This is a genomic window from Actinacidiphila polyblastidii (assembly GCF_036353415.1).
In the GTDB taxonomy this organism is placed as follows: Bacteria; Actinomycetota; Actinomycetes; order Streptomycetales; family Streptomycetaceae; genus Actinacidiphila; species Actinacidiphila polyblastidii.
Genome location: NZ_JAZEWV010000033.1, coordinates 13,501 through 39,319, shown reverse-complemented (window position 1 = coordinate 39,319; position 25,819 = coordinate 13,501). Strand labels below are relative to the sequence as shown.

Sequence of the window (25,819 nt, the reverse complement as noted above, 5' to 3'; positions counted from 1 at the left end):
GCTCCCCCCGCGGCCCCGCCGACCCCAGCTTCGCGTCTCACGATACGAAATATCTTGTCTCGCATAGCGGCACGCGCGGATACTTGCCGGTACCACCTACCGAGGAGGTGCCGGGGTTGTGCGGCGTTGGATGATGCTGGCGTTGGGAACGGCCGCGCAGACCGCGGCCTGTGCGTTCGTGTACGGAGTGCCGTATCTCGCCGACGAGTTGAGGGGCCGTGAAGGGCTCTCGCTCACCCAGGTCGGGGTGCTGGTGGCGTGCCCCACGGCCGGGCTGGTGCTCGCGCTGTACCTGTGGGGGGCCGCGGCCGACCGGTGGGGCGAGCGGGTGGTGATCGCGCTCGGCCTGGGCGGCGCGGCCTGCGCGCTGGGCGCGGCCGCGTGGTGGGCGCACGGCATGCTCGCCTTCGGGCTGCTGCTGGTGCTGGCCGGGGCCGCCGGCGCGTCGGTGTACTCGGCGAGCGGGCGGCTGGTCATGGGGTGGTTCTCCGCCCGTGAGCGCGGCCTGGCGATGGGCATCCGGCAGACCTCCACGCCGCTCGGCATGGGCGTCGCCGCGCTGGCCATGCCGCCGCTGGCCGCATCGCACGGCATCGGCGGCGCGATCGGCTTCCTCGCCGCGATCTGCGCGGTGATCGCGGTGCTCATCGCCGCCTTCGCCGCCGACCCCGCGCGGCCCGCGGCCCGCGCCGCCGAGCCGGCCCCGAACCCGTACCGCGGCTCGAACCTGCTGTGGCGGATCCACGGGTCCGCCGCGCTGCTGGTGATCCCGCAGTTCACCGCGGGCGCGTTCGCGCTGGTGCTGCTGGTGGACGTACGGCACTGGTCGCCGGTGCACGCCGGGCAGCTGATCGCCGTCGCGCAGGGGCTCGGCGCGCTGTCCAGGATCCTGGTCGGCCGCTGGTCGGACCGGGTCGGGCACCGGCTGCGGCCGATGCGGCGGCTGGCCGCGGCCACCGCGGCGCTGGTCGCCGCGACCGCGCTGACCACGGCGTTCCCCTCGCCGCTGACCGCGGTCTTCCTGGTCGCCTCGATCGCGCTGACCTCCAGCACCAACGGGCTGTCCTTCACCTCCACCGCGGAGCACGCGGGGCCGGCGTGGTCCGGGCGGGCGCTCGGCGTCCACAACACCGGCCAGAACCTCACCGCGGCCGTGGTGCCGCCGCTGATGGCCGCGCTGATCTCGGCGACCGCCTACTGGCCGGGCTTCGCGCTGGCCGCGGTGACCGCGTGCGTCTCCGCGGCGATCATCCCGGTGGGACCACGGGCGGCCGGCGCCGCGGCCACGGCCGGGGCGCGCCGTACGATCTCCGCATGACAGAACGGCGCATCGAGGAACTGACCGATCCGCCCGCGCAGGCCGCCGACGCCGTCCTGGCCCTGATCGAGGCGGCGGCCGCGCAGGACGGCCAGCCCGCGGTCTCCGAGCAGGGCAGGCTGCGGCTGCGGCGCGGCGAGCACACAGGTGTCCGGCACCTGCTGCTGTACAGCGGCGGCGACCTGGCCGGCTACGCGCAGATCGACGGGTCCGATCCGGTGGAGGCGCCCGCCGCCGAGTTCGTGGTGCACCCCGACCACCGGCTGCACGGCCACGGGCGGGCGCTGGGCGCGGCCCTGCTGACCGCCACCGGCAAGCGGCTGCGGGTGTGGGCGCACGGCGGCCATCCGGCGGCCCGGCACCTGGCCGTGGAGCTCGGCCTGAAGCAGTTCCGCGAGCTGCGGCAGCTGCGGCGGCCGCTGGACCCGGCGCTCGACGGCATCCCGGAGCCGCGGCTGCCGGACGGCGTGACGCTGCGGACCTTCGTGCCCGGCCAGGACGAGGAGGCGTGGCTCGCCGTCAACGCGGCGGCCTTCGCCCACCACCCCGAGCAGGGCGACATGACCCTGCGGGACCTCGCGGACCGCGAGGCCGAGCCGTGGTTCGACCCCGCCGGGTTCTTCCTGGCCTTCCGCGGGTCCGCGCTGGCCGGCTTCCACTGGACCAAGGTGCACGCCGCCGAGGGGCTCGGCGAGGTGTACGTGGTGGGGGTCTCGCCGAGCGAGCAGGCCGCCGGACTCGGCCGCGCGCTGACCGCGGTCGGCCTGCGCCACCTGGCCCGCGACCGCGCGCTCGGCACCGCGATGCTCTACGTCGACGCCGACAACCTGCCGGCCGTCACCGTCTACGAGCGGCTCGGCTTCACCACCCACGAGGTCGACCTCATGTACCGCACCGAATCCTGACCGAAGCGCTGCGCTGGCCTGTGCCGGGTTCGCCTCGCGCCGGGCTCCCCTGGCGGGGGGGCGTGACCGCGCCCGGTCAGACCTGAGCAGCGCCCTGACGTGTGCCAGGTCCCGACCAGCGCGGGCCCTGACCCGCGCCGCGCCCCGACCGGAGCGGCGCCCCGACCGGCGGCGAGCCCACCCGGTGCCGGGCTCGCCTGGCGGGGGCCAGCTCCGGGCCGGCCCCGGCCGGCCCGGAGCCTACTGGTGCCGGGCCCCGACACGCGCGGAGCGCGGCCAGTGCCCGGTCCCGGCTCACGCCGGGCTCGCCTGGCGGAGGCCAGACCCGCGCGGCTCGGGACCGGGCCGCGCCCCGACCGGCCCGGAGCCCGACCGGTGCCGGGTGCCGATCCGCGCGGGATTACGGCTCCTGCCGGCGTATTGACCCGCGCCCGGCTGGCCTCCTGCGGGGGCTGACCGCGCCGGGTCCCGATCCGTGCCCGGTCCCGACCTGCGCCGCGCCTGCCGGGCGTCCGGTCCCGACCCGCACGGGCACCTGAGCCGCGCCTCGTCCCGACCGGAGCGGGTCACGACCCGCGCGGAGCGCAACCCGTGCCGGGCTCGCCTGCCCGCCCGGTCCCGGCCAGTCCCGGGCCCGACCCGGCCACGCCCGCCGGGCGCCCGGTCGCGACCTGCGCGGGGGTGCGACTCGCATCGCGCGGAGCGCGACCCGGGCCCGACCGGCGCGGAGCGCGACCCGTCGCGGCCGGGGGGCGGCTCGGTCACGGGCCCGCGGTGGGGGCCGGCCGGGCGCCCGGCGGGCCGCGCGCCGTCGCGGAAAGTGGCGGCTTCAGCCGCCGAGGTGGACGCCTGGCGGCCACCCGCCCGTTACCGCCGATTCAACCTTGCTTGCGAGCATCGCAGGATGCAGCCCGCTGCCCCCACCCCCACACCCCCGCCCGACCTGCCGAAACCCGCCGGGACACGGGACAATGGAGCCACGGCTGGGCGCCGCCCTGTGGCCGCCGGCCGGACGCACGACGTGCCGGAACCGGAGGAGGGCTCGCAGACCATGGCCCAGACGAACCACCCCAGTGTCCCCGCCCAGCCCGCGCAGCCCGCTGCGCTGGGCGACGGCGAGATCCTGTCCGAGGGCGCCTTCCGGCCCCGCGTCGTACCCGATCTGGACCCCGAACCGCCCGGTCTCGACGCGGCGAGCGAGGAGTTCGGCGAGGAGCTGCCGAGCGGCCGCTTCCTGGACCGCGAGCGCAGCTGGCTGGCCTTCAACGAGCGGGTGCTGGAGCTGGCCGAGGACCCGGCCACACCGCTGCTGGAACGCGCGAACTTCCTCGCGATATTCGCCAGCAACCTCGACGAGTTCTTCATGGTGCGGGTGGCCGGCCTCAAGCGCCGCATGGCCACCGGTGTGGCCACCAGGTCCGCGTCCGGCCTGCAGCCGCGCGACGTGCTGGACGGCATCCTGACCCGCTCGCGCGAGCTCATGGCCCGGCACGCCGCCTGCTTCCAGGGCGAGGTCGCCCCGCAGCTGGCCGACGAGGGCATCCACGTCATCCGCTGGGGCGAGCTGACCGGCAAGGAGCAGGCCCGCCTGGCGACGCTGTTCCGCCAGCAGATCTTCCCGGTTCTCACTCCTCTGGCGGTCGACCCCGCGCATCCTTTCCCGTACATCTCCGGCCTGTCCCTGAACCTGGCCGTCGTGGTGCGCAACCCCGTCTCCGGGCACGAGCACTTCGCCCGGGTCAAGGTGCCGCCGATCCTGTCGCGCTTCCTGGAGGCGGGACCGCAGCGGTACGTGCCGCTGGAGGACGTGATCGCGGCGCACCTGGACGAGCTGTTCCCCGGCATGGAGGTGCTCGACCACCACATGTTCCGCGTGACGCGGAACGAGGACCTGGAGGTCGAGGAGGACGACGCGGAGAACCTGCTCCAGGCGCTGGAGAAGGAGCTGATGCGGCGGCGCTTCGGGCCGCCGGTCCGGCTGGAGGTCGAGGAGTCCATCGCGCCGCGCGTGCTGGACCTGCTGACGCGCGAGCTGAAGATGAAGCCCAGCGAGGTCTACCCGCTGCCCGGCCCGCTCGACCTGACCGGCCTGTTCGCGATCGCCCGGCTGGACCGGCCGGAGCTGAAGTTCCAGGCGTTCATCGCCGGCACCCACCGCGACCTCGCCGAGGTCGAGTCCGCGACGCCGCCGGACATCTTCGCCGCGATGCGCGAGCGGGACATCCTGCTGCACCACCCGTACGACTCCTTCTCCACCTCCGTGCAGGCCTTCCTCGACCAGGCCGCCGCCGACCCCGACGTGCTGGCGATCAAGCAGACGCTCTACCGCACCTCCGGCGACTCGCCGATCGTGGACGCGCTGATCGACGCGGCCGAGGCGGGCAAGCAGGTGCTGGTGCTGGTCGAGATCAAGGCGCGCTTCGACGAGCAGGCCAACATCAAGTGGGCCCGCAAGCTGGAGGAGGCCGGCTGCCACGTGGTGTACGGCCTGGTCGGTCTGAAGACGCACTGCAAGCTGTCCCTGGTGGTCCGCCAGGAGGGCGACACGCTGGTCCGCTACAGCCACGTGGGCACCGGCAACTACCACCCGAAGACCGCCAGGCTGTACGAGGACCTGGGCCTGCTGACCGCGAACCCGCAGGTCGGCGCCGACCTCTCGCACCTGTTCAACCGGCTGTCCGGCTACTCCCGGCGGGAGGCGTACAACCGCCTGCTGGTCGCTCCGCGCAGCCTGCGCGACGGCCTCATCTCGCGGATCGTCGCCGAGATCGACCACCACCGGGCGGGCCGGCCCGCGTACGTGCGGATCAAGGTCAACTCCATCGTCGACGAGGTGGTCATCGACGCGCTGTACCGCGCCTCGCAGGCCGGCGTGCCGGTGGACATCTGGGTGCGCGGCATCTGCGCGGTACGGCCCGGCGTCCCGGGCCTGTCCGAGCACATCAGGGTGCGCAGCGTGCTCGGCAGGTTCCTGGAGCACTCCCGGGTGTTCGCCTTCGGCAACGGCGGCGAGCCCGAGGTGTGGTTCGGCAGCGCGGACATGATGCACCGCAACCTCGACCGCAGGATCGAGGCGCTGGTGCGGGTCGCCGACCCGGCGCACCGCGCCACCCTCACCCGCCTGCTGGAGACCGGGATGGCGGACGACACGGCCTCCTGGCACCTCGCGGCGGACGGCGACTGGACCCGGCACAGCACCGACTCCGACGGCCGGCCGCTGCGCAACGTCCAGGAGACGCTCATCGACGCCCGGAGGCGCCGGCGTGGTCCCGCAGCAGCGACATGACGTCTCCGGCACGGCCGCGCTGCCGCCGCCGGGCCGGCCGGGCCGGATCAGCACCGCCAGCACGACCATCACCCGCGGCACCGTTCGCCGCGCGACCGACGGGGACACGGGGAGCAGCACTGTGGTGAACGGCAACGCGAGCACGGGCGGTGCGCCCCAGGACGCCGTCAGCACGGCGCCGCCGCCGGGGCGGGGCGCGGCGCCCGGCGCCGGGCCGGGGCGGGCGGGGACCGCCGCGACCGCCGGCGACCTGCTCGGCCGGTACCTGCAGGCGCAGGCCACCTCCTTCCTGCGCGGGCTGAGCCTGCGCGCGGAGAGCGAGGCCGCCGGGGACGCGCCGCTGTGCGCGGCGGCCCGCAGGATCGCCGGCGTGCTGCACACCTACGGCACGCTCACCGACGAGAGCTGGTCGGAGCCGCTGCGCGGCGAGCTGGCCTGGCTGGCCGCCACGCTGGGCCGCGAGCGCGAGTACACCGGCAGGCTCGACCGGCTGCTGGAGGCGCTGCGGCGGCTGTCCACCGGCGCGGCGTCCCCGGCGGGCGCCGCGCCGTCGCCCGCGCTGGGCGCGGCGCGGGCCGCGGCGCTGCTGGAGCGGCAGCTCACCCTGGCCAGGACGCGCGCGCACTCCGCCACCCTCCAGGCGCTCGGCTCGGCCCGCTTCCACGCGCTGGCCGACGCCATCGCGGTGCTGGCCTCCGAGGTGCCGCTGACGCCGGCCGCCGCGCGGCCCGCCGGGGCGGTGCTGCCGCCGCTGGCCGCCACCGCGTACACCCGGCTCACCGACGCCGCGGCCGCGCTGCCGCTGCACCGGGCGGCGCACCCGTACAACGCCGAGGCCGTCCAGGCCGCGCTCGGCGCGGAGCTGACCTCGGACCTCCAGGACGCGCCCTGGCACCAGGTGCGGGTGCTGCTGCGGCTGAGCCGCTACGCCGCGGAGGTGCCGGGCGCAGGCGACGGCGGCGGGCCGCGGCTCGCCGAGGCCGGCGCGCTGCTGCGGCGGCACCACGAGGCGGCCGAGTCCGCCTCGGCGGTGGCCGCCGCCGCGCGCACCCCGCGGATCGCGCCGGCCACCGCGTACGCCCTGGGCGTGCTGCACGCCGACCAGCGGCACGAGGTGGAGGCGGCGCGGTTCGCGTTCTCCCGGCTGTGGCAGCCGGAGCCGGCGGGCGCCGGCCGGGCGGAGCCGCAGCCCGCGGTCCCGGGGGCGCGCACCGAATGACCCCCCGCGACCCCGCCCCGCACACCCCCGGCGCCCCGCACCAGGACGCACGCGAGGACGCGCGCCGGAACGCGCGACCGCACCGTACGGACGCGGTGCTCGCGGCCGGCACGGTGCTCTGGCGGCGCTCGCGGCACGACGGCGGCCTGGAGGTCGCGCTGGTGCACCGGCCGCGCTACGACGACTGGAGCCTGCCCAAGGGCAAGCTCAAGCGCGGCGAGGAGTTCGACGCCGCGGCGCGGCGCGAGACCCTCGAGGAGACCGGCGCGCACTGCGTGCTCGGCGCCGCGCTGCCCACCTCGCGCTATCTGGTGGAGGGCCGCCCCAAGGAGGTCCGCTACTGGGCCGCGGAGGCCGTCGGCGGCGTGTTCGAGCCCTCCGACGAGGTCGACCGGATGACCTGGCTGGCGCCGTCCGCGGCGCGGCACCGCCTCACCCACGACCGCGACCGGCCGCTCATCGACGCGCTCCTGCTGGTGCTGGCCTGACCGAAGCGACGCGCGTTGACTGTGATGGCGTCGCAAAAGGGCCGGGCACCGTGCCGACGGACGAGGTTCACCTCACGTTCACCCTCTCCCGTCGGGCGCTTCATCTGATCTGCCTAATTTCGGCCTTACCGGTGAGCAGCATGCCGCCGGGTGGATGCAGAACCGACATATCTCTGCTTCGCCGTCCACCGGCGGGCTTTCGGAAGGAACACACGAAGGTGAAGCTTCAGCGTAAGAGCGGGCTGCGGGCCCTGACCGTCGGCGCGGTCGCGATTACCGGCGCGCTGGTCCTGTCCGCCTGTGGTTCGGACAACAACGACTCCAGCGGCGGCAGCACCAGCACCCCGAGCGGCAGCGCCAGCAGCAGCTCGAACGCTTCGGGCATCTCCTGCGCGAAGGGCCAGATCCTCTCCTCCGGCTCGACGGCGCAGCAGAACGCGATCGAGTCGTGGGTGAAGGACTACCAGCAGGCGTGCCCCGGCGCGACGATCAACTACAAGCCGTCCTCCTCCGGTGAGGGCATCATCGACTTCAACCAGGGCACGGACGCCTTCGCCGGCTCCGACTCCCCGCTGAAGCCCGAAGAGGTCGCCTCCTCGAAGAAGGTCTGCGCCACCGGCCAGGGCGTCGACCTGCCCATGGTCGGCGGGCCGATCGCGATCGGCTACAACCTGCCCGGCGTGAACAACCTGGTGCTCGACGCGCCGACCCTGGCGAAGATCTTCAACAGCAAGATCACCACCTGGAACGACGCCGCGATCAAGGCGCTGAACCCGGGCGTGACGCTGCCCAGCACGAAGATCCAGTCGGTGCACCGCCAGGACGACTCCGGCACCACCGACAACCTGACCAAGTACCTGGGCGGCGCGGCCAAGGCCGACTGGCCGTACCCGCACGCCAAGGCGTGGGCGGGCAAGGGCGGCCAGGCGGCCGCCAAGTCCTCCGGCGTGGCCGCGCTGGTCAAGCAGACCGAGGGCTCCATCGGCTACTTCGAGCTGTCCTACGCGTCCTCGGAGAGCATCCCCACGGTCAAGATCAACACCGGCGCCACCCAGCCGGTCGAGGCCACCACCGACAACGCCTCCGCGGGCATCGCGCAGGCCAAGGTCGTCGGCACCGGCTCCGACCTGTCGCTCGACCTGAGCGCCGCCTACACCACCAAGGCGGACAACGCCTACCCGATCGTCCTGGTGACCTACGAGATCGCCTGCGACAAGGGCAACAAGGCCGACACCCTGGCGCTGACCAAGTCCTTCCTGACCTACGTCAGCAGCTCGGCCGGCCAGGCCAAGCTCGCGTCGTCCGGCTACGCGCCGCTGCCGACCGAGATCGCCACCAAGGTGCAGGCCGCCGTCGCCGCCCTCGCCTGACCACCGCGGCGGGCCCCGCAGCCGACACGGCCGCGGGGCCCGCCGTACATCCGGTGCACCGCCGCCGGGGGAGCCGTCCTCCCCCATCCAGACCGGAGATCACCCCATGACGACCACCGCACCCCCACCGTCCGAACCCGCACACGCCCGCAGGGCAGCGACCGTCACCCGCCCCGGCGACCGGATCTTCTCCGGCCTGTCGCGCGGCTCCGGCATCCTGCTGCTCGTCGTGATGGCGGCCATCGCCGTCTTCCTGACGGTCCGCGCCACCCACGCGATCGCCAAGGACCACGGCAACTTCCTGACCACCTTCGAGTGGACCCCGAGCCTGAACCCACCGGTGTTCGGCATCGCGGTCCTCGCCTACGGCACCGTGGTCAGCGCCGTCATCGCCATGCTCATCGCGGTGCCGATCGCCATCGGCATCGCGCTCTTCATCACCCACTACGCACCGCGCAAGCTGGGCGGGACGATCGCCTACGTGATCGACCTGCTCGCCGCGGTCCCCAGCATCATCTACGGCCTGTGGGGCGCGCTCTTCCTGGTGCCGCACATGCGGGGCCTGAACCTCTGGCTCACCAAGTACCTGGGCTGGACCATCGTCTTCCACAAGGCCGACCCCAACTCCGCGGCCCGCTCGCTGTTCACCGTGGGCATCCTGCTGGCGATCATGATCCTGCCGATCATCACCAACGTCAGCCGCGAAGTGATCAACCAGGTGCCGAAGATGCACCAGGAGGCGGCGCTGGCGCTCGGCGCCACCCGCTGGGAGGTCATCCGGCTGTCGGTGCTGCCCTTCGCCCGCTCCGGCATCATCAGCGCCTCCATGCTGGGCCTGGGCCGCGCGCTGGGCGAGACGATGGCGGTGGCCACCGTGCTGTCCGCCTCGCCGACGCTGTCCGCGCACATCCTGGACCCGGTCGGCGGCACCTTCTCGCAGAACATCGTCGCCAAGTTCGGCGAGGCCGACGAGTTCGGCCGCGACGCGCTGATCGCCTCCGGCCTGGTGCTCTTCCTGATCACCCTGCTGGTCAACGGCGCCGCCCGGCTGATCATCGCCCGCCGCAAGGAGTACTCGGGGGCCAACGCATGACCGACACCGTGATCGACACCGCGCCCGCCCCCGCCGCCTCCCCGCGGCTGGCCTCGCGCCGGCTGCCCCGCTGGACGCCGCTGGCCATCGCTGCCGGCGCCGTCGCGGTCGGCTGCGGCATAGGCGCCGGCGCCGGGCTGAGCAGCCACATCCAGTGGGGCCTGATCGCGCTGATCCTCTTCGTCGCCGGGTCGTACGCGATCACCGCGCGCGTCGAGGGCCGCCGCCAGGCCAAGGACCGGGTCGCCACCAGCCTGGTGTGGGCCTGCTTCATCCTCGCCGTGGTGCCGCTGTACTCGCTGGTCGAGACCACCGTCAGCAAGGGCGCCGGCGTCCTCGACGGCACCTTCCTGACGCACTCGATGAACAACGTGCTGACCCTCGACGCGGGCGGCGGCGTCTACCACGCCATCATCGGCACCCTCGAGCAGGTCGGCATCGCCACCGTGATCGCCGCCCCGATCGGCATCTTCACCGCGATCTACCTGGTGGAGTACGGCCGCGGCAACCTCGCGAAGTGGGTCACCTTCTTCGTCGACGTGATGACCGGCGTGCCCTCGATCGTGGCCGGCCTGTTCATCCTCTCGGTGTGGTTCGTGGTGATGGGCAAGGCTCCCGCCTCGGGCTTCGCGGGCTCCCTCGCGCTGGCGATCCTGATGATGCCGGTCGTGGTCCGCTCCACCGAGGAGATGCTCAAGCTGGTGCCCAACGAGCTGCGCGAGGCGTCCCTCGCGCTGGGCGTCCCGAAGTGGCGGACCATCACCAAGGTCGTCGTCCCCACCGCCATCGGCGGCATCTCCACCGGCGTGATGCTGGCCATCGCGCGCATCGCCGGCGAGAGCGCCCCGATCGCCCTGCTGGTGTTCGGCAGCAACCTGATCAACACCAACCCGTTCTCGGGTCCGCAGTCCTCGCTGCCCTACTTCATCTACCAGCAGTACGGCAACGGCAACGACCCGTCGTACGCCCGTGCCTGGGGCGCCGCGCTGGTCCTCATCGCCTTCGTGATGATCCTGAACCTCGTCGCCCGCGGCATCGCCCGCTGGAAGGCGCCCAAGACCGGTCGCTGACGCGGCCATCAGCAGTCAGCAGACCTGGCAGAAGAGAAGTGATCCCCATGGCCAAGCGAATCGACGTCAGCGGCCTCTCCGCCTTCTACGGCGCCCACCGGGCCATCGACGACATCTCGATGACCGTCGAGCCCCGCTCGGTGACCGCCTTCATCGGCCCCTCCGGCTGCGGCAAGTCGACCTTCCTGCGCACCCTGAACCGCATGCACGAGGTCACCCCCGGCGGCCGCGTCGAGGGCAAGGTGCTGCTCGACGACGAGAACCTCTACGGCGCCGGCGTCGACCCGGTCACGGTGCGCCGCACCGTCGGCATGGTCTTCCAGCGGCCCAACCCGTTCCCCACCATGTCGATCTACGACAACGTGGCGGCCGGACTGAAGCTCAACGGCGTCCGCAGGAAGGGCGAGCTGGACACCGTCGTGGAGAAGTCCCTCAAGGGCGCCAACCTCTGGAACGAGGTCAAGGACCGGCTGAACAAGCCCGGCTCGGGGCTGTCCGGCGGCCAGCAGCAGCGGCTGTGCATCGCCCGCGCCATCGCGGTGGAGCCGCAGGTGCTGCTGATGGACGAGCCCTGCTCGGCGCTCGACCCGATCTCCACCCTCGCCATCGAGGACCTGATCGGCGAGCTGAAGACCCGGTTCACCATCGTGATCGTCACGCACAACATGCAGCAGGCCGCGCGCGTCTCGGACCGCACCGCGTTCTTCAACCTCGCGGGCGTCGGCCAGCCCGGCAAGCTGATCGAGATAGACGACACCGAGCGCATCTTCGCCAACCCGTCCGTGCAGGCCACCGAGGACTACATCTCGGGCCGCTTCGGGTGACCAGGACCGCCGTGCGGTGCTGCATGGCGGTGCCACCGCAGGGCGCAGGCCCCGTCCCCTCAGGGGGGCGGGGCCTGAAACATGTCCGGAAACGTCCGCGGGGGCGGGACCGGTCAGCCGAAGGCGAGCCGGACGACGTAGTAGCAGACCGCGCCGACCGCGCCGGCCGCGGGCATCGTGATGAACCAGCCGCCGACGATGTTCTTGGCGACGCCCCAGCGGACCGCCTTGACCCGCCGGGTCGCGCCGACGCCCATGATCGCCGAGGTGATCACGTGCGTGGTGGAGACCGGCACCTTGAACAGGTACGAGGTCGCGTACAGGATGCCCGCCGAGGTGGTCTCGGCGGCGAAGCCCTGCGGCGGGTCCAGCTCGATGATCCGGCGGCCGAGCGTCCGCATGATCCGCCAGCCGCCCGCGTAGGTGCCGAGCGACATCATCAGCGCGCAGACGATCTTGACCCAGACCGGGATGCCGTAGCCGCGCGCCGGGTCGTTGATGACCAGCGCGAGCACCACCACGCCCATCGTCTTCTGCGCGTCCTGCAGGCCGTGCCCGAGCGCCATCGCGGCCGCCGAGATGGTCTGCGCGATACGGAAGCCGCGCTTGGCCTTGTGCGGGTTGGAGCGGCGGAAGAACCACAGGATCGCCAGCATGATCAGGTAGCCGACCACGAGGCCGACCACCGGCGACAGGAACATCGGGACGATGACCTTGTCCACCACGCCGTTCCAGTACACGGTCGTGCCGCCGGCCAGCGCCGCGCCGACCAGGCCGCCGAACAGCGCGTGGGTGGAGCTGGACGGCAGGCCGAAGTACCAGGTGACCAGGTTCCAGACGACCGCGCCGGCCAGCCCGGCGAAGAGGACGCCCATCCCCTGGTTGCCGGTGGGGGTGGCGATCAGGCCCTTGCTGACGGTCTTGGCGACGCCGCTGCCGAGGAAGGCGCCGAGCAGGTTCATCACGGCGGCCATGGCCAGCGCCGCCTTGGGCGTCAGCGCCCGGGTGGACACCGAGGTGGCGATGGCGTTCGCGGAGTCGTGGAAACCGTTGGTGTAGGTGAAGAAGAGGGCGACCGCGATGGTCATGACCAGGGCAAAGGTGTCCACGTGCGTCAGGACTCCTTGACCGCGATGGTCTCCACCGTGTTCGCCACGTGCTCGAATGCGTCGGCCGCCTCTTCGAGGACGTCCACGATCTGCTTCAGCTTGAGCACCTCGATGGCGTCGTACTTGCCGTTGAACAGGTGCGCGAGCAGCTTGCGGTGGATCTGGTCGGCCTGGTTCTCCAGCCGGTTGACCTCGATCCAGTACTCGGTGAGGTTCGCCATCGTGCGCAGGTTCGGCATCGCCTCCGCGGTCAGCTCCGCGGCGCGGGCGAGCACCTCGATCTGCTGCTCGACGCCCTTGGGCAGTTCCTCGACGTTGTAGAGGACGACCAGGTCAACGGCCTCCTCCATGTAGTCCATGATGTCGTCGAGGGAACCGGCCAGGGTGTAGATGTCCTCGCGGTCGAAAGGGGTGATGAAGGACGAGTTGAGCTGGTGGAAGATGGCGTGGGTCGCGTCGTCGCCCGCGTGCTCCGCCGCCCTCATCCGCTCGGCGATCTCCGTCCTGGTGGCCGAATCGGCCCCGAGCAGTTCCATGAGGAGCTTCGAACCGGTGACGATGTTGTCGGCCGAAGCCGCGAACATGTCGTAGAAGCTCGTCTCCCTGGGGGTCAGACGAAAGCGCACGTTTGGTCCTCGGGGTGCATGGGATTCGGTCTCGATGATGCTAGGCGCATCATCCGGCCACAGCTAACCGGCGTCACCAGTGTCGCCCATCGGGCGAAGTCCCCCCCAGCGGGGATGCCTCGCACAAGATATCGATTCGGTACGATATACCCGCTGGGGGTATAACGGGACAGAAGGGTGGGCAGGCCGATGACCACGGAAAGCGTCGCCGGAGAGATTGTGAAGGCGCACGGGCCGCATGGCTACAGCCACGACAAAGAGTCCCATCTGAAACGGCTGCGCCGGATCGAGGGGCAGATCCGCGGACTCCAGCGGATGGTCGAGGAGGACGTCTACTGCATCGACATCCTCACCCAGGTCTCGGCGAGCACCAAGGGCCTGCAGTCCTTCGCCCTCCAGCTGCTGGAGGAGCACCTGCGGCACTGCGTGGCGGCCGCGGCGGTCGGCGGCGGCCCGGAGATCGACGAGAAGGTCGCCGAGGCGACCGCCGCGATAGCACGACTGCTGCGGACCTGAGCAGCGGGTGCGCCGGCGGTACGGGGACGCGCGGAGCGGGCCCGGCGGCCGGGTCAGCCCGCGGCGGGGGCGCCGATACGGGCGACCTCCAGCACCTCGTCGATCCGGGCGAAGCTGAGCCGCTCCTCGTCGGCCGCCGACGCGGCGATCATCAGCTCACCGCACCACTCGATCTCGGCCAGCGCGACCGGATCGTCCTGCACCGAAGCCAGGGGCGACGGCACCATGCGTGCACCACCTCCTCGTCCGTGACGGCCGCCTCAAGCGTAGGGACCACGCGTGCTCCGGCGCATGGCACGGAAGGACCATTTCGACGAGGCCCGATCAGGCGGCGCCCGCGCACACGCCCTAGGGCGCCTGAGGAGAAACGATCTTGCCGGTCCAGATGTCCGCAGGCCGGGGCATGGTCACCGGCACCGCGGCGCCGAACCCGTCGTAGCGAGTGGTGGAGACCACTGTCACCTCGCGGCCCGCGCCCTGCCTCGTGCCGGCCGCGCTGAAGGTGAAGCGCTGGGTCAGCTGCCGCAGCCGCCCCTGGGCGTCCAGCCACGCGTCGAACGGCACCCCGGTGACCGTGAACCCCTTCGCCGCGGCGGCCAGCGGCCCGCGCTCGTCCGGCGCCGCCTCGGCCGCCGCCCGCGCGATGTCCGTCGTCCCGCGGTAGTGCCGCACCCGCACGCCCCGCACGGTCTGCTCGCCGGAGTACGCCACGTCCTGCGCGCCGCGCAGGAGTTCGGCCGCGGTCAGCGGATCGGTGGCGCCGCCGGTGACCAGATTGCCGTCCGGCAGCCGGGTGGTGTCCACCCGTACCCACTTGCCCTCCGGCACGCCCTCGCCGCGGTCCTTCATATAGAGGGCGCCCGGCGTGAGCAGCTCGGTGATCGGCTTGTGCTCCGCCGAGCCGGCGGCGTCCTTCGGCAGCACCAGCCGCAGCTCGCCGCGGTGGCCCGCGTAGTCGAAGCCGCCGGTGCCGGTGATGGTCAGCCAGGTGCCGCCGCTGGCCATCCGCATCGAGGTGCTGACCAGGGAGCTGCGGGCGCGGACCAGCGCGTCCGCGGCGGCGGTGACCGCGCGGGCCGGGGCCGCCTTGGCGTCGCCCCCGCCGGCGCCGGCCGCTGCGGCGGCGTGGCTGTCGGCGGAGGCGCCCGTGCAGCCGGCCAGGGCCGTCGCCGCGGCGAGGGCGGCGAGCGCGCAGAAGGCGGCGCGGGCCGCGGGGCCGGCGCCGGGGTCGGCCGCCGCGGTGACCTTGGTCACGGCGGGCCGCGCGGGCGCGGCGCCCCGGCCCCGGCCATGGACCGCGTCCTGCCCCGGCTGCCGTGGAAGCGGCGGCGCCGCGCGCGGGTCCCGCCGCCGTACCGCCCCAGCCCGCAGCGCCGTCCGCTCCCGGCGCACCCTCGCCCACTCCGCCGCCATCACACATCCGTCCCTGTACGGCCCGCACCGGCCCGGGCCCCACACGGCTAACGACGGTCTTGAGCGCGCCGTCACGCCCGTTACCGTGGTGTCGTGCGCAAAGTGGGTGCCGACACCGCTGCCGCCGACTCCTCCGCTCCGGAGCCGGGTGGCGGTGGCCCGCACCCCGGCGACCACCACACCTCCGTCGTCGAGCGCGGCGCCTTCGCCGTGGCGCTCTGCAGCTGCGGCTGGAAGGGCCCCGCGCGCCGGGCCCGCGACCGCGCGAGACGCGACGCCGGCGAGCACACCGGCGGCTGACGCCGCCCCCGCCTCCCCCACCGCGGAATTCATGGCAACCGGAACCCTTGCTTCGGCGTCTTGGGTTACCGACGATGCGGGTGTTACCTGATACGGCGGTGGTGCAAGTGGAATCCGGGACGAACCGGCGGGCGGGCGAGGACCAGAGCAGCGGCCAGGACCCCGCGGGGAGCAGGGGCGCGGGCGCGCCGACGGCCGCGGGCGCGGGCCTGCTGCGCGCCGACCGGCGCAGCGCGCTGCGGGCCGGCGGCGCCGTGCTCGCCGGGGCGTGGCTGACCGGCTGCACCGGCCACGGAGGCGGCGAGGCCGCGGGCGCGCCCGCCTCCCCGGGCGCCGGCACGGGCACGTCGGCGAGCACCACCCCCGGCAGCGCCCCCACCACCAGGCCCGCGCCGGTCGCCGCGGACTGGCCCGCGCTGGAGTCCTCGCTCGACGGCCGGCTGGTGCGCCCGCAGGACAGCGCGTACGCGGTCGACCACCGCCTCTACAACACCCGCTTCGACCAGCTGCGCCCGGCCGCCGTCGCGTACGTCACCGGCGCCGCCGACATCCGCACCTGCCTCGACTTCGCCCGGCGCACCGCGACGCCGCTGGCCGTCCGCAGCGGCGGCCACTCGTACGCGGGCTGGTCCAGCGGCGACAAGCGGCTGATCGTCGACGTCTCGAAGCTCGACTCCATACGCCTGGACGGCACCATCGCCACCATCGGCGCGGGCGCGCGGCTGATCGACGTCTACAGCACGCTGGGCCGGCAGGGCCGTACGGTACCCGGCGGCTCCTGCCCCTCCGTCGCGATCTCCGGCCTCACCCTCGGCGGCGGCCACGGCGTGCTCAGCCGCTCGATGGGACTGACCTGCGACAACCTCATCGGCGCGACCATCGTCACCGCCGACGGCCGCACCCGCGAGGTGTCCGCCGACGCCGAACCCGAACTCTTCTGGGCGCTGCGCGGCGCCGGCAACGGCAACTTCGGCGTCGTCACCGCACTGCGCTTCACCACCCACCCCGCCCCGGCCGGGGTCGTCACCGGCTACCTGACCTGGCCCTGGTCGCGGGCGGCGGACGTGGTCAGGGGCTGGCAGAGCTGGGGCCCCGACCAGGCCGACCACCTCTGGTCCGCGCTGCACCTGGACTGCGCGCCCGGCGGCTCGCCGAGCGTCTCCGTGCCGATGCTGTCCACCGGCTCGCACAGCGGCCTGGCGGCGGCCGCCGACGCGCTGGCCTCCGCGGCCGGCGCGCCCGCGTCCTCGGTCTCGCTGCACGACCACGACTTCGTCGAGGCGATGTTCTCCTACGCGGGCTGCGAGTCCCGCTCCGTCGCCGCCTGCCACCTCGCGCCGGCCGGCGACCTGGGCCGCGAGACGTACACCGCGCGCTCCGACTTCTACGACACCAACCTGCCGTCTGCGGGCATCGACACCCTCCTCGCGCAGACCTCCCGGCTCTCCACCCGCTCCGGCGGCGGCACCGGCTCCATCGCGCTGACCGCACTCGGCGGCGCGGTCAACCGCCCCTCGCCCACCGACACGGCCTTCCCGCACCGCCGGTCCCGCTTCCTGGCGCAGTACCTCGCCTCCGACGGCCTGTCCACGACCTCCTGGCTCGACACCACCCACGCCGCGATGCGCCGCTACGCCTCCGGCGGGGCCTACGCCAACTACACCGACCCCGCCCTCACCACCTGGCGCACCGCCTACTACGGCCCCAACGCCCCCCGCCTGGCCACCCTCAAGTCCCAGCTCGACCCCGACCGCCTCTTCGACTACCCCCAGGCGATCTGACCCGCCCCCACCCCCCACGCCCAAGTGGCCGGCCGCCCCGACAGGGACGACCGGCCACTTCGACGTCAGGACGTCAGCGGGTCAGCGGTTGACGGCCTGGATCTCCTGGACGGCGACGGCTTCGGGGTACTCGGAGTAGCCCTGGGGCAGGGGCGTGCCACCGCGCTGCGCGGCGGCCGTGGGCGTCCACCACACGTCCCACGTCAGGTCCGACGTGAACGGGTACGTGCCGCCGTTGCTCGACTTCCGGTACGTGATGTTGCACGCCGCGCCGGAGCTGTTGAGCGCGCCGTCGGCCATCTTGTACGTGCAGCTCCGCGGGCTGGCCCAGGTGGTGCCGGCGTCCACCTTCAGGCTGCTGGGACTGGCCGCCACCGTCGCCGAGACGACCTGCCCGTTCGGCTCCGTCAGCTGCGCGGTGATCGACACCAGGTCGCCGGTGCCCTTGAAGGAGACCCACGTCGGCAGGTTGACCTTCTGGTTGCCGGGGTTCGGACTCAGGGCGACCGCCTTGGGCGGCAGTCTCAGCCGCTTGTAGGCGGAGCCGGCGAGGATCTCCGGGGTGATGACCCCGGCCGGCGGATTGCCGGGGTCGCGCCAGAAGTACCCCTGGTCGTAGGGGCAGTTGTAGTCCCCGGCGTTGAGCCGCTCCTCGTCCCAGGTGAGGACCCACCAACTGCCGTCCTTCCCCTGGTTGTAGTGGCCGTCCGTCTCCATCCGGTTGTTCTCGTTGTTGTAGAACTCGTAGACCGTCCCGGCGTTGTCGGCACCGGCCTCGTCGTAGCGGCGGTTGATCTCGGCCCGCATCTGGTCGGGCGTCATCGCGGTGTACCAGCACACGGGCGGCGAGTAGTCGGCGTCCGAGGACGTCATCGGCGCGCCGTCCTTCGTGACGCCGTGGTAGCTGTAGCTCACGTGGGCCACGTAGCTCTCGCCGTCCTGGTTGGCACCGGAGCTGCCGCCGCCGGTCTTCCCGTTGCCGGCCACGGCCAGGTGCGGGGCCGCCAGCAGGGCTCCGGCACACATCAGGGTGACCGCCGCCACCCGGCTCAGTCCCCGTATGTTCAGGCGATCTGGCACTGCTTCGCCCCCTGAATCCAACTGTGGTTGTAAACCGTCCACTCCCCCGACGGGCTCTTGGTCATGAGCAGCGTCCACGAACGGAAGTCCGAGAGCGACGGAGTCGTGACCGTGACCTTGCCCGTCTTCGAGTCCTTGGCGTACGCCTTGCGCTGGTCCTCGCAGTACTGGACCGACACGTTCCCGGTGGAGAACGTCTTCACGACCGGGTTGTAGTACGGGTAGACGCCCGTGATCACGCTGCCGCCCTTGCCCTGCGAGATGATCGAGTCGGCGAACTCCGCCCCGTGCTCGCCGGTCCAGAAGCGCTTGAAGTTCGGCGTCTCCTTCGGATAGACCTTCGCCTCGAACTCCAGGATGGCGGTGGCCGCGTACCGGGCGTCCGTGAGGATCGCCTGCTTCTTCGCGTCGCCGCTGGTGAACCCGCGGAAGTCGGTGGTGATGCCCGACGGCAGGTCGAACTTCGGGGCGTTCGGGCCCTCCACCTGGGTGGGCGACGCGCTGGTCGTCGGCGCCGCCGTCGTGGCGGCCGGCGCCGAGGTCGAGATCTTGTCCGAGCTGTCCGACCCGCCCCCACCGCAAGCGGTCAGCAGCAGGCCCGCTGACGCGGCGAGGGCGGCAGCGATGGGCAGGGAAGAGCGGGTCACGTTGCGATCCCCCGTGTGAGTTCCGGTGCGAGTCCCGGTGTCTGTTCCGGTGTCAAGTCGAGTACGCCTGGTGCTCGACACTACCGGCGCCGCGCGCGGCACTGTAGGGGCGTCTCGTGATCGGTACCGCTTTGCAGCACACTTCACACGCTCTCCACGCCCGGCCCGCAGGGCGGCGGGCGTCGGCGCGCCCCGCCGCCTTCCCCACGGCCTCCTACGCGGCCAGTCCCTTGTCCGCCGCGCTGTGGCGGGGGGTTGCCGGGTGGTCGCCGGGGGCGGTCGGGAGGTGGGGGGCGGCGGCGGGGGCGTGGACGAGGCGGCGGGCGCGGGTGGCGGCGAGGCGGCGGGTGCACGCGGTGAGCAGGGCCAGGCCGAGGGGGGCCAGGAGCAGCGCGGTGGCGGCGCCCAGGGCGAAGCCGCCGACGACGTCGGTGGGGTAGTGGACGCCGAGGTAGACGCGGGTGAAGCCCTCGGCGAGGGCGAGCAGTATCGCCACGGTGCCCCAGCCGCGGCTGACCATGAAGACGCCCACCGCGAGCGCCGCGGTGAAGGCGGTGTGGTCGCTGACGAAGGAGTAGTGGTGGCCCGAGTGCACGAGCACGTCGAGCCCGTCGTGCTCGGCGTACGGCCGGGGCCGCTGGACCAGCGCGCGGACCGGGATGTTGACGAGCAGGGCGATGCCGGCGGCGGCGAAGGCCCAGAGCACTCCGGCGACGGCCCCCGGCGCGTCGGCCTCGGACCTGCGGCGGGCCACCCGCCACCAGCACCAGGCGGCGAGCAGGACGGACACGGCGACGATCCCGTACTCGCCGGCGGCCTGGACCGCGCGGTCCAGGCCGCGCGGGGCGTGCCGGGCCAGGCCGTTGATGTCGCGGAGCAGGCTGATGTCGGGGTTCACGCTGTCGTTAGCGACCTCTGCCATAGCGGTGATGCCCCTCACGTACATGCCGTACACGCGGTACCGGCAGCTGACGGTCCGTCCGGGCGGAGCCGCCTTCGGCTCGTCTGCAACCTCCGTCGCTTGCGTCCCGCGTCATTCTCCCCCGGGGAACGGCCGGCACGGTATGGAGCGTTCCTGTCTTCGCCAGAAGATCACCATGCTGTTATGCAAGGGTGACCAGGCCGAACGGACAAATCCACCCGGAAGGTCAACCCTTGGGCCATGACCTCACCCAGCGCACCCGTCACACCCGCCTCACCGCCGAGGTCAGGCGGCGATGGCCACGCGGCGGCATCCACACGGCAGCGGTCACGCCGCGGTCGGCAGCGCCTGCGCGCCCGCCTGGGTGACGCGCGTCGCGCCGATGTAGTCCGGCGAGTCGATCGGGTCGAAGCGGATCACCGCCCCGGTGTGCGGCGCGTCGATCATGTACCCGCCGCCCACGTAGATCCCGACGTGGTGGATGGAGCGCGGGTCGTTCAGGTCGTAGGCGAAGAAGACCAGGTCCCCGGGGAGGAGTTCGGCGCGGGTCGGGTGCGGACCGGCGTTCCACTGGTCGTTCGCCACGCGCGGCAGCGTGATGCCGACCGAGCGGTACGACGCCTGCGTCAGCCCCGAGCAGTCGAACCGGCCGCCCTGCGCCGCGGTGCCCTCGCCGCCCCACAGGTACTTCTTGCCGAGCTGCTGCTGCGCGTAGTAGATCGCCGCGGCGGCCTGCTGCGAGGGCGCCACCGCGCCGGCCGGCGCGGCGAAGCTCTTCTCCAGGGTGCGGATGATCTTCACGTAGTGCTGCGTCTCGGCGTACGGCGGCACCCCGCCGGCCTTTATCACCGCGTACGCGCCCGCGTTGTAGGAGGCGAGCATGTTGTCGGTGGTGTCGCCCGGCACGTTCTTGACGTACCTGGCCAGCTCGCAGTCGTAGGAGGCCGCCGACGGGATCGCGTCCTCGGGGTCCCAGACGTCGGTCCTGCCGTCGCCGTTGCCGTCCACGCCGTGCGTCGCCCAGGTGCCGGGGATGAACTGCGCTATCCCCTGCGCCTGCGCCGGGCTCTGGGCGCGCGCGTCCCAGCCGCTCTCCTGGTAGAGCTGGGCGGCCAGCAGCGCCGGATTGAGCGACGGGCACAGATTGCCCCACTTGAGCACGATGGGCTGGTATATGGCGGGCACCGTACCCTTGGCGAGCGTCACCGCGCCGGCGCCGCTCCGGGCCAGCCCGGCCGCGGCCGAGTAGGTGCCGACCACGAGCAGCGCGAGGAAGGAGAAGCCCAGGCCCGCGCCGATGGTGACGGAGAGCCAGACCTTGCGCGCCACGGCGACCCCTCCCGCTCCCGGTCATACGTTCTCATCGTTGCCCTACGGTGATGCTCGTGATACACAGAGTAGTCGTCTCTGTCCTTCGAACACCGGTCCACACACCAGTCTGCGGCGTGCGGGCCTGATCACACGGACGATCCGCCGAGAAAGTCGCCCAGTCGACATGCAACAGCGGAATCCTCCGTCAGACTAGATCCTGGCCCCTTGCGCCCCGGCGAGGGAGCCAACTGATCGAGCGGGGTGGTGAGTTACATGTTCCTGGCAGCCGCAAAGGGCGACATCAACACCATCATCGGTGGCATCGCCCCCGACTGGGGACCCTTCGGTTCCCTGGGCAACGAAGCACGTGTGATGATCGAGGTGGTGATGGCGACGGCGATCCTGCTGTGCCTCGCCATCGCGATCTGGGGCGCCGCGAAACAGCGCATCGGCGCCACCGCACTGCGCGACACCTTCAGCGCGGAGCAGGGGAAGGGCCTGATCATCGCCGGCCTGACCGGCGTGTTCATCATCGGATCACTCGGCACGCTGTTCACCATCGTGTACGGGATGGCCGTCTGACCCCTGGAGCCCGTACGGCGCCCCCGGCCGCCGCACGGCGCGTCCGCCCACGTCCAGGAGCCCGTCCCAGGCTCCACCGCACCGACCGAGGCTGCGTGCTGATGCCCACTCGACAATGCAGCGGCGCCGACCGCGACCCGCGCTGCCGCCACACGGCCGCGGCCGCGGTCTCCGGCATGCCCGGCGCCGCGCTGACGACGCGCCAGGGGGCGACCGCACGATGAGCCTCGGCCAGGACGGACCCCCGACCAGGACGCGGATGCCCGAGGGGCACGGCGCCGGCGGCACCGGACGCAGGTCGCAGGCCCAGCCGCGACGCGCGCTGGTGACGGTCGTCGGCATCGTGGTGCTGCTCGTCGCGGCGCTGGCGTTCGCCAACCGCGGCGGCAAGAGCGGGGACGCCGCCGGCGCCGACGCGGCCGGCGGGTCGGCGGGGGCCGGCGGCTCCGCGGGCAAGGGCGCCGCGGCCACCTCGGCGACCGCGCCGACCGGCACCCGGCCCGTGGCCGGCAAGACCGGCGGCATCCCGTCCGGCTTCGCCCACACCGAGCAGGGGGCGCAGTCGGCGGCGGCGAACTACGCGGTGGCGCTGGGGGGGGTGGACATGTTCAACGCCGGTCGGCGGCATGCGATCGTGGCGACCGTCTACGCCCCGTCGGTGACGCCCGCACTGCAGACGAAACTCGACCAGGCGTACTCCGCTGACGCGGTGAAGGCACTCGGCCTCACCGCGGACGGCGCGGCGCCGAGCGGTCTGACGTTCGTCTCGCGGACGGTGCCGGTGGGCACGAACGTCACCGCCCCGGGTGCGGACGCGACGAGCGTGGAGGTCTGGTGCACGGCCCTGGCCGGGCTGGCCGGCCAGGGCTCGACCAAGCCGGTGTCCTCGTCCTGGTTCACCGTCACCGAGCGACTCGTGTGGACCGGAGGCGACTGGCGGATCCAGTCCTCCAGCCAGAAGGAAGGGCCTGCGCCGATCAGCGGCGACGACCAGGCAGCCACGGCGGACCAGATCGCGGGTGCTGTACAGCAGTACGGAGGGTTCACCTATGCCAGGTAACAGCCGCCGCGCCACCGCCGTCGCCGTGGTCACGGGAGTGGTCCTGACCGTGTCGGCGCGGGCCGCGCTCGCGGCGACCCCGACGCCGAGCGCGGGCACCCCCGGGGCCGCCCCGACGCCCACCAGCAACCCCTGCGACGGCCTCATCGGAGCCGCCAAGGACTACTGCACCAAGGGCGACTCCTCGACGCCCGCCAAGAGCACCAACCCCACCGACTCCCTCGACCCCCTCACCTCCCTCGGCAAGGGCTGCGCCACCGCCGCGTCGTGGACGATCGACAAGCTGGCCGCGGCGGTCACGAAGACCACGCAGGTGGACTTCACGAACACCGCGTTCCTGCGGCAGTACGCCGTGGTGTTCGCGGCGTCGACGATCCTGACGCTGATCCTGTGGCTGCTGGCGGTGGCGAAGCGGGCGGTGCGGGGGGTGCCGCTGACGGAGGCGCTGACGGAGGCGGTCGGGTTCCTGTGGCTGACCGTGCTGGCGTCGGCGTTCACGCCGCTCATCCTGTACACGGTGGTGTCCGCGACGGACGCGGTGACGACGGTGGTGTCCTCGGGCACCCAGTCGGACACCGACGTGTTCTTCGGGTCGTTCTCCGGGGCGCTGAAGAAGGGCGACGCCATAGGGGGCGGCCCGATCATGCTGATCGTGGTCTCCATGGTGTCGGTGGTCGCCGCCGGCGTGCTCTGGCTGGAGCTGGTGATCCGGGCCGCGCTGCTGTACGTCGGCGCGCTGCTGGGCACCGCGGTGTACGCGGGCCTGGTGGACAAGAACATGTGGCACCACGTCAGGCGCTGGGCCGGCATCATGATCGCGGTGATCATGGTCAAGCCGGTGATCGTGATCGTGCTGGGACTGGCCGGCGCGCTGTCCTCCTCGAACGACGGCCCCAACTCGTTCTCCGCGGTGGTGTCGGGCCTGGCCATCATCCTGCTGGCGATCTTCGCGAGCTTCATGATCTACCGCTTCGTGCCCGGCTTCGGAGACGACGTGGTCACGCTGCGCAACAACCGCAAGGCCGCCGGCGGCGGCAGCCCCGCCCAGGCGGCCGCGGTGATCTCCTCGCCGGCCGCACTGGTCAAGCAGGGCATCAAGACGCACAGCGCCCGCGGCGGCCCGCAGGAGCAGGCGCAGGGCGGCGGGCAGCCGTCCAACCCGATGGCCGGCGGCATGGCCGCGCACAGTGGCCGCACCGGCAGCTCGGGGGGCTCCGGCGGGGGCGCCGGGAGCGGCCCGCTCAGCGGCTCGCCGTTCCGGTCGGGACCGGGCCGCGGCGGGGGCGGGTCGGGATCAGGTTCGAACAACGGCTCAGCGCCGGGACAGGGAGGTGAGCGCAGGTGACGACCCAGCCGTTCGCCCAACCGCGCCGTACGTATCTGATCGGCAAGGCGCGGCCCAACGCGATCGTCGGCAAGAACCGGGAGACCGGGGAGATCGCGCTGATCGTCCTCGGCGCGGGCCTCGGCATGATGTCGGGCCTGCTGGTCCCGGTGCTGCTGCTGCGCATCGTCGGCCTGGTCGGCTGGCCGACGCTCGCCCTGGCCGCGGTGTACATGCCCTACCGGCGGCGCACGTTCTACCGCTGGTTCGAGATCAACCGCACCTTCCGCCGTACGCTGCGGGTCGCGCCGACGTACCGCTCGTCGGTGCAGGAGGCCGGCACCCGGCTGGACGGGCGCGAGGTGGAGGTCGGGCCGCCGCCCGGGATCGGCCGGATCAGCTGGCTGGCGGCTCCGTTCGGGCCGGACGAGATCGCGGTGCTGCTGCACGTGGACCGGCGCACGGTGACCGCGGCGATCGAGATCGAGGGGCCGGGCGTCGGCCTGCGGGACAGCGAGGACCAGGAAGCCCTGGTGGAACGGTTCGGCACGCTGCTCAAGCACGTCGCCAACGGCGACGGCTTCGTGACGCGGCTGCAGATGCTGGCCCGCACCCTGCCCGCCGACCCCGACGCGCACGCCAAGGACGTCGCGCAGCGCGGCGACCCGGCCGCGGAGGGCTGGCTCAAGGAGTCCTACGAGCAGTTGCAGTCGATGGTGTCGACGTCCTCGGAGCAGCACCGCGCGTACCTGGTGGCGTGCATGCACTTCACCCGTGAACTGGCCGCCGAGGGCGTCGCGATGGCCCGGGCGACGGTCGCCCGCGGCACCAAGGTCGACAAGGACGCCGGGCTGGCCGCGGTGATGGCCCGCGAGCTGAACGACATCTGCGCGCGGCTCGCCGAGGCCGACATCCGGGTGCGGCAGCCGCTCGGCCAGGCCAGGCTGGCCTCGCTGGTGCACTCGATGTACGACCCCGACCACCCGATCGACCACATCCAGGCGATGACCAGGCGCAACGCCTGGCCGGCCGAACTGGACGCCACCGAGGCGACGTTCCTGCAGGCCAAGACGCGCGAGTCGACGACGCGCGCCCCGTGGCACCACGCGACGGCCTGGGTCAAGGAGTGGCCGATGACGCCGGTGGGGGTGAACTTCCTCGCGCCGCTGCTGGTGCACACCCCGGACGTGATCCGCACCGTCGCGGTGACGATGGACCTGGAGCCGACCGACGTGGCGATCGAGCGGATGCTGACCGAGAAGACCAACGACGACGCCGAGGCCAGCCGGGCCGCGAAGATGAACCGGGTGGTGGACCCGCGCGACATCGCCCACCACGGGCGGATCGACCAGCGCGGCGAGGACCTGGCCAGCGGCGCGGCGGGGGTGAACCTCGTCGGGTACATCACGGTCTCCTCGCGCTCCCCCGAAGCGCTGGCGCGCGACAAGCGCACCATCCGTGCTTCCGCTGGTAAGTCGTATTTGAAGCTCGAGTGGTGCGATCGTGAACACCACAGGGCATTTGTGAACACGTTGCCGTTCGCGACCGGCATCCGCCGCTAGCCGCCAGCCGCCG

The 25,819-nt window shown here is 72.8% G+C and carries 24 protein-coding genes; 16 read left to right on the top strand and 8 right to left on the bottom strand.

Annotated elements, in window-relative coordinates; all coding sequences use genetic code 11:
* Positions 1–133: 133 nt before the first annotated feature.
* The 9 genes from V2S66_RS27610 (at position 134) to pstB (ending at position 11,573) form a co-directional block, all read left to right on the top strand.
* Entirely contained in the window at positions 134–1,318 is a 1,185-nt protein-coding gene (locus V2S66_RS27610; protein ID WP_330799463.1) for an MFS transporter, read from the top strand.
* Entirely contained in the window at positions 1,315–2,223 is a 909-nt protein-coding gene (gene mshD, locus V2S66_RS27605; protein ID WP_330799423.1) for a mycothiol synthase, read from the top strand. Before V2S66_RS27610 ends, mshD begins: the two co-directional genes overlap by 4 nt.
* Before the next feature lie 1,051 nt (positions 2,224–3,274).
* A complete protein-coding gene (locus V2S66_RS27600; RefSeq protein WP_330799422.1) occupies positions 3,275–5,509 on the top strand; it encodes an RNA degradosome polyphosphate kinase in 2,235 nt (744 codons plus the stop codon).
* Positions 5,487–6,728 (top strand): CHAD domain-containing protein, encoded by a 1,242-nt coding sequence (locus V2S66_RS27595; protein ID WP_413966497.1) that lies wholly within the window; start codon positions 5,487–5,489, stop codon positions 6,726–6,728. The genes V2S66_RS27600 and V2S66_RS27595 overlap by 23 nt, the downstream gene beginning before the upstream one ends.
* Positions 6,725–7,216, top strand: a complete 492-nt coding sequence (locus V2S66_RS27590; RefSeq protein WP_330799421.1) for an NUDIX hydrolase — start codon at positions 6,725–6,727, stop codon at positions 7,214–7,216. The genes V2S66_RS27595 and V2S66_RS27590 overlap by 4 nt, the downstream gene beginning before the upstream one ends.
* A 218-nt stretch (positions 7,217–7,434) precedes the next feature.
* Entirely contained in the window at positions 7,435–8,586 is a 1,152-nt protein-coding gene (gene pstS, locus V2S66_RS27585; protein WP_330799420.1) for a phosphate ABC transporter substrate-binding protein PstS, read from the top strand.
* A 106-nt stretch (positions 8,587–8,692) separates the two neighbouring features.
* Positions 8,693–9,679 (top strand): phosphate ABC transporter permease subunit PstC, encoded by a 987-nt coding sequence (gene pstC / locus V2S66_RS27580; RefSeq protein ID WP_330799419.1) that lies wholly within the window; start codon positions 8,693–8,695, stop codon positions 9,677–9,679.
* On the top strand, positions 9,676–10,749 hold the full coding sequence (pstA, locus tag V2S66_RS27575) for a phosphate ABC transporter permease PstA (RefSeq protein WP_330799418.1): 1,074 nt from the start codon (positions 9,676–9,678) through the stop codon (positions 10,747–10,749). Before pstC ends, pstA begins: the two co-directional genes overlap by 4 nt.
* A gap of 47 nt (positions 10,750–10,796) precedes the next feature.
* On the top strand, positions 10,797–11,573 hold the full coding sequence (gene pstB, locus V2S66_RS27570; RefSeq protein WP_330799417.1) for a phosphate ABC transporter ATP-binding protein PstB: 777 nt from the start codon (positions 10,797–10,799) through the stop codon (positions 11,571–11,573).
* Positions 11,574–11,686: 113 nt separating this feature from the next.
* Here the strand turns inward: pstB and V2S66_RS27565 are convergent, their stop codons facing one another.
* The gene (locus V2S66_RS27565; RefSeq protein WP_330799416.1) at positions 11,687–12,682 is read right to left on the bottom strand and encodes an inorganic phosphate transporter; all 996 of its coding nucleotides are present in this window, start codon (positions 12,680–12,682) and stop codon (positions 11,687–11,689) included.
* Positions 12,683–12,687: 5 nt separating this feature from the next.
* The gene (locus V2S66_RS27560; RefSeq protein WP_330799415.1) at positions 12,688–13,308 is read right to left on the bottom strand and encodes a DUF47 domain-containing protein; all 621 of its coding nucleotides are present in this window, start codon (positions 13,306–13,308) and stop codon (positions 12,688–12,690) included.
* 189 nt (positions 13,309–13,497) lie between these two features.
* On the opposite strand from V2S66_RS27560, the gene V2S66_RS27555 reads away from it, so the two are divergent.
* Positions 13,498–13,824 carry a metal-sensitive transcriptional regulator gene (locus tag V2S66_RS27555; RefSeq protein ID WP_330799414.1) on the top strand — a complete coding sequence of 109 codons (327 nt, stop codon included), beginning with the start codon at positions 13,498–13,500 and terminating at the stop codon, positions 13,822–13,824.
* 53 nt (positions 13,825–13,877) lie between these two features.
* Here the strand turns inward: V2S66_RS27555 and V2S66_RS27550 are convergent, their stop codons facing one another.
* Both V2S66_RS27550 and V2S66_RS27545 read right to left on the bottom strand, forming a co-directional pair.
* The gene (locus V2S66_RS27550) at positions 13,878–14,051 is read right to left on the bottom strand and encodes a hypothetical protein (protein WP_330799413.1); all 174 of its coding nucleotides are present in this window, start codon (positions 14,049–14,051) and stop codon (positions 13,878–13,880) included.
* A gap of 121 nt (positions 14,052–14,172) precedes the next feature.
* Positions 14,173–15,078 (bottom strand): SCO4651 family lipoprotein, encoded by a 906-nt coding sequence (locus V2S66_RS27545; RefSeq protein ID WP_330799412.1) that lies wholly within the window; start codon positions 15,076–15,078, stop codon positions 14,173–14,175.
* Positions 15,079–15,330: 252 nt separating this feature from the next.
* Between V2S66_RS27545 and V2S66_RS27540 the strand changes: the two genes are divergently transcribed.
* Together V2S66_RS27540 and V2S66_RS27535 are read left to right on the top strand one after the other, a co-directional pair.
* Positions 15,331–15,537 (top strand): hypothetical protein, encoded by a 207-nt coding sequence (locus tag V2S66_RS27540; protein ID WP_413966496.1) that lies wholly within the window; start codon positions 15,331–15,333, stop codon positions 15,535–15,537.
* A gap of 209 nt (positions 15,538–15,746) precedes the next feature.
* Positions 15,747–17,318: an FAD-binding oxidoreductase gene (locus tag V2S66_RS27535; protein ID WP_413966499.1), complete on the top strand. Its 1,572-nt coding sequence runs from the start codon at positions 15,747–15,749 to the stop codon at positions 17,316–17,318.
* An 81-nt stretch (positions 17,319–17,399) separates the two neighbouring features.
* On the opposite strand, the gene V2S66_RS27530 is transcribed toward V2S66_RS27535, so the two are convergent.
* From V2S66_RS27530 to V2S66_RS27515, 4 genes are all read right to left on the bottom strand, one after another.
* Positions 17,400–18,398, bottom strand: coding sequence for a hypothetical protein (locus V2S66_RS27530; protein ID WP_330799411.1), 999 nt, complete (start codon positions 18,396–18,398; stop codon positions 17,400–17,402).
* Positions 18,383–19,045, bottom strand: a complete 663-nt coding sequence (locus V2S66_RS27525) for a hypothetical protein (protein WP_330799410.1) — start codon at positions 19,043–19,045, stop codon at positions 18,383–18,385. The genes V2S66_RS27530 and V2S66_RS27525 overlap by 16 nt, the downstream gene beginning before the upstream one ends.
* Positions 19,046–19,259: 214 nt before the next feature.
* Positions 19,260–19,967 (bottom strand): phosphatase PAP2 family protein, encoded by a 708-nt coding sequence (locus V2S66_RS27520; RefSeq protein WP_330799409.1) that lies wholly within the window; start codon positions 19,965–19,967, stop codon positions 19,260–19,262.
* Positions 19,968–20,294: 327 nt separating this feature from the next.
* A complete protein-coding gene (locus tag V2S66_RS27515) occupies positions 20,295–21,296 on the bottom strand; it encodes a C40 family peptidase (RefSeq protein WP_330799408.1) in 1,002 nt (333 codons plus the stop codon).
* 255 nt (positions 21,297–21,551) lie between these two features.
* On the opposite strand from V2S66_RS27515, the gene V2S66_RS27510 reads away from it, so the two are divergent.
* The 4 genes from V2S66_RS27510 (at position 21,552) to V2S66_RS27495 (ending at position 25,806) form a co-directional block, all read left to right on the top strand.
* Positions 21,552–21,860, top strand: a complete 309-nt coding sequence (locus V2S66_RS27510; RefSeq protein ID WP_069465016.1) for a hypothetical protein — start codon at positions 21,552–21,554, stop codon at positions 21,858–21,860.
* 220 nt (positions 21,861–22,080) lie between these two features.
* A complete protein-coding gene (locus tag V2S66_RS27505) occupies positions 22,081–22,920 on the top strand; it encodes a hypothetical protein (protein ID WP_330799407.1) in 840 nt (279 codons plus the stop codon).
* The gene (locus V2S66_RS27500; RefSeq protein WP_330799406.1) at positions 22,910–24,265 is read left to right on the top strand and encodes a hypothetical protein; all 1,356 of its coding nucleotides are present in this window, start codon (positions 22,910–22,912) and stop codon (positions 24,263–24,265) included. The genes V2S66_RS27505 and V2S66_RS27500 overlap by 11 nt, the downstream gene beginning before the upstream one ends.
* Positions 24,262–25,806, top strand: a complete 1,545-nt coding sequence (locus V2S66_RS27495; protein WP_330799405.1) for an SCO6880 family protein — start codon at positions 24,262–24,264, stop codon at positions 25,804–25,806. Before V2S66_RS27500 ends, V2S66_RS27495 begins: the two co-directional genes overlap by 4 nt.
* Positions 25,807–25,819 lie beyond the last annotated feature (13 nt).

Bases quoted from the DNA above. Each gene is read 5' to 3' on its own strand.
- V2S66_RS27610 (WP_330799463.1), top strand. From the start codon at position 134: ATGCTGGCGTTGGGAACGGCCGCGCAGACCGCGGCCTGTGCGTTCGTG.
- mshD (WP_330799423.1), top strand. From the start codon at position 1,315: ATGACAGAACGGCGCATCGAGGAACTGACCGATCCGCCCGCGCAGGCC.
- V2S66_RS27600 (WP_330799422.1), top strand. From the start codon at position 3,275: ATGGCCCAGACGAACCACCCCAGTGTCCCCGCCCAGCCCGCGCAGCCC.
- V2S66_RS27590 (WP_330799421.1), top strand. From the start codon at position 6,725: ATGACCCCCCGCGACCCCGCCCCGCACACCCCCGGCGCCCCGCACCAG.
- pstC (WP_330799419.1), top strand. From the start codon at position 8,693: ATGACGACCACCGCACCCCCACCGTCCGAACCCGCACACGCCCGCAGG.
- pstA (WP_330799418.1), top strand. From the start codon at position 9,676: ATGACCGACACCGTGATCGACACCGCGCCCGCCCCCGCCGCCTCCCCG.
- pstB (WP_330799417.1), top strand. From the start codon at position 10,797: ATGGCCAAGCGAATCGACGTCAGCGGCCTCTCCGCCTTCTACGGCGCC.
- V2S66_RS27555 (WP_330799414.1), top strand. From the start codon at position 13,498: ATGACCACGGAAAGCGTCGCCGGAGAGATTGTGAAGGCGCACGGGCCG.
- V2S66_RS27550 (WP_330799413.1), bottom strand. From the start codon at position 14,051: ATGGTGCCGTCGCCCCTGGCTTCGGTGCAGGACGATCCGGTCGCGCTG.
- V2S66_RS27520 (WP_330799409.1), bottom strand. From the start codon at position 19,967: ATGGCAGAGGTCGCTAACGACAGCGTGAACCCCGACATCAGCCTGCTC.
- V2S66_RS27510 (WP_069465016.1), top strand. From the start codon at position 21,552: ATGTTCCTGGCAGCCGCAAAGGGCGACATCAACACCATCATCGGTGGC.
- V2S66_RS27505 (WP_330799407.1), top strand. From the start codon at position 22,081: ATGAGCCTCGGCCAGGACGGACCCCCGACCAGGACGCGGATGCCCGAG.
- V2S66_RS27500 (WP_330799406.1), top strand. From the start codon at position 22,910: ATGCCAGGTAACAGCCGCCGCGCCACCGCCGTCGCCGTGGTCACGGGA.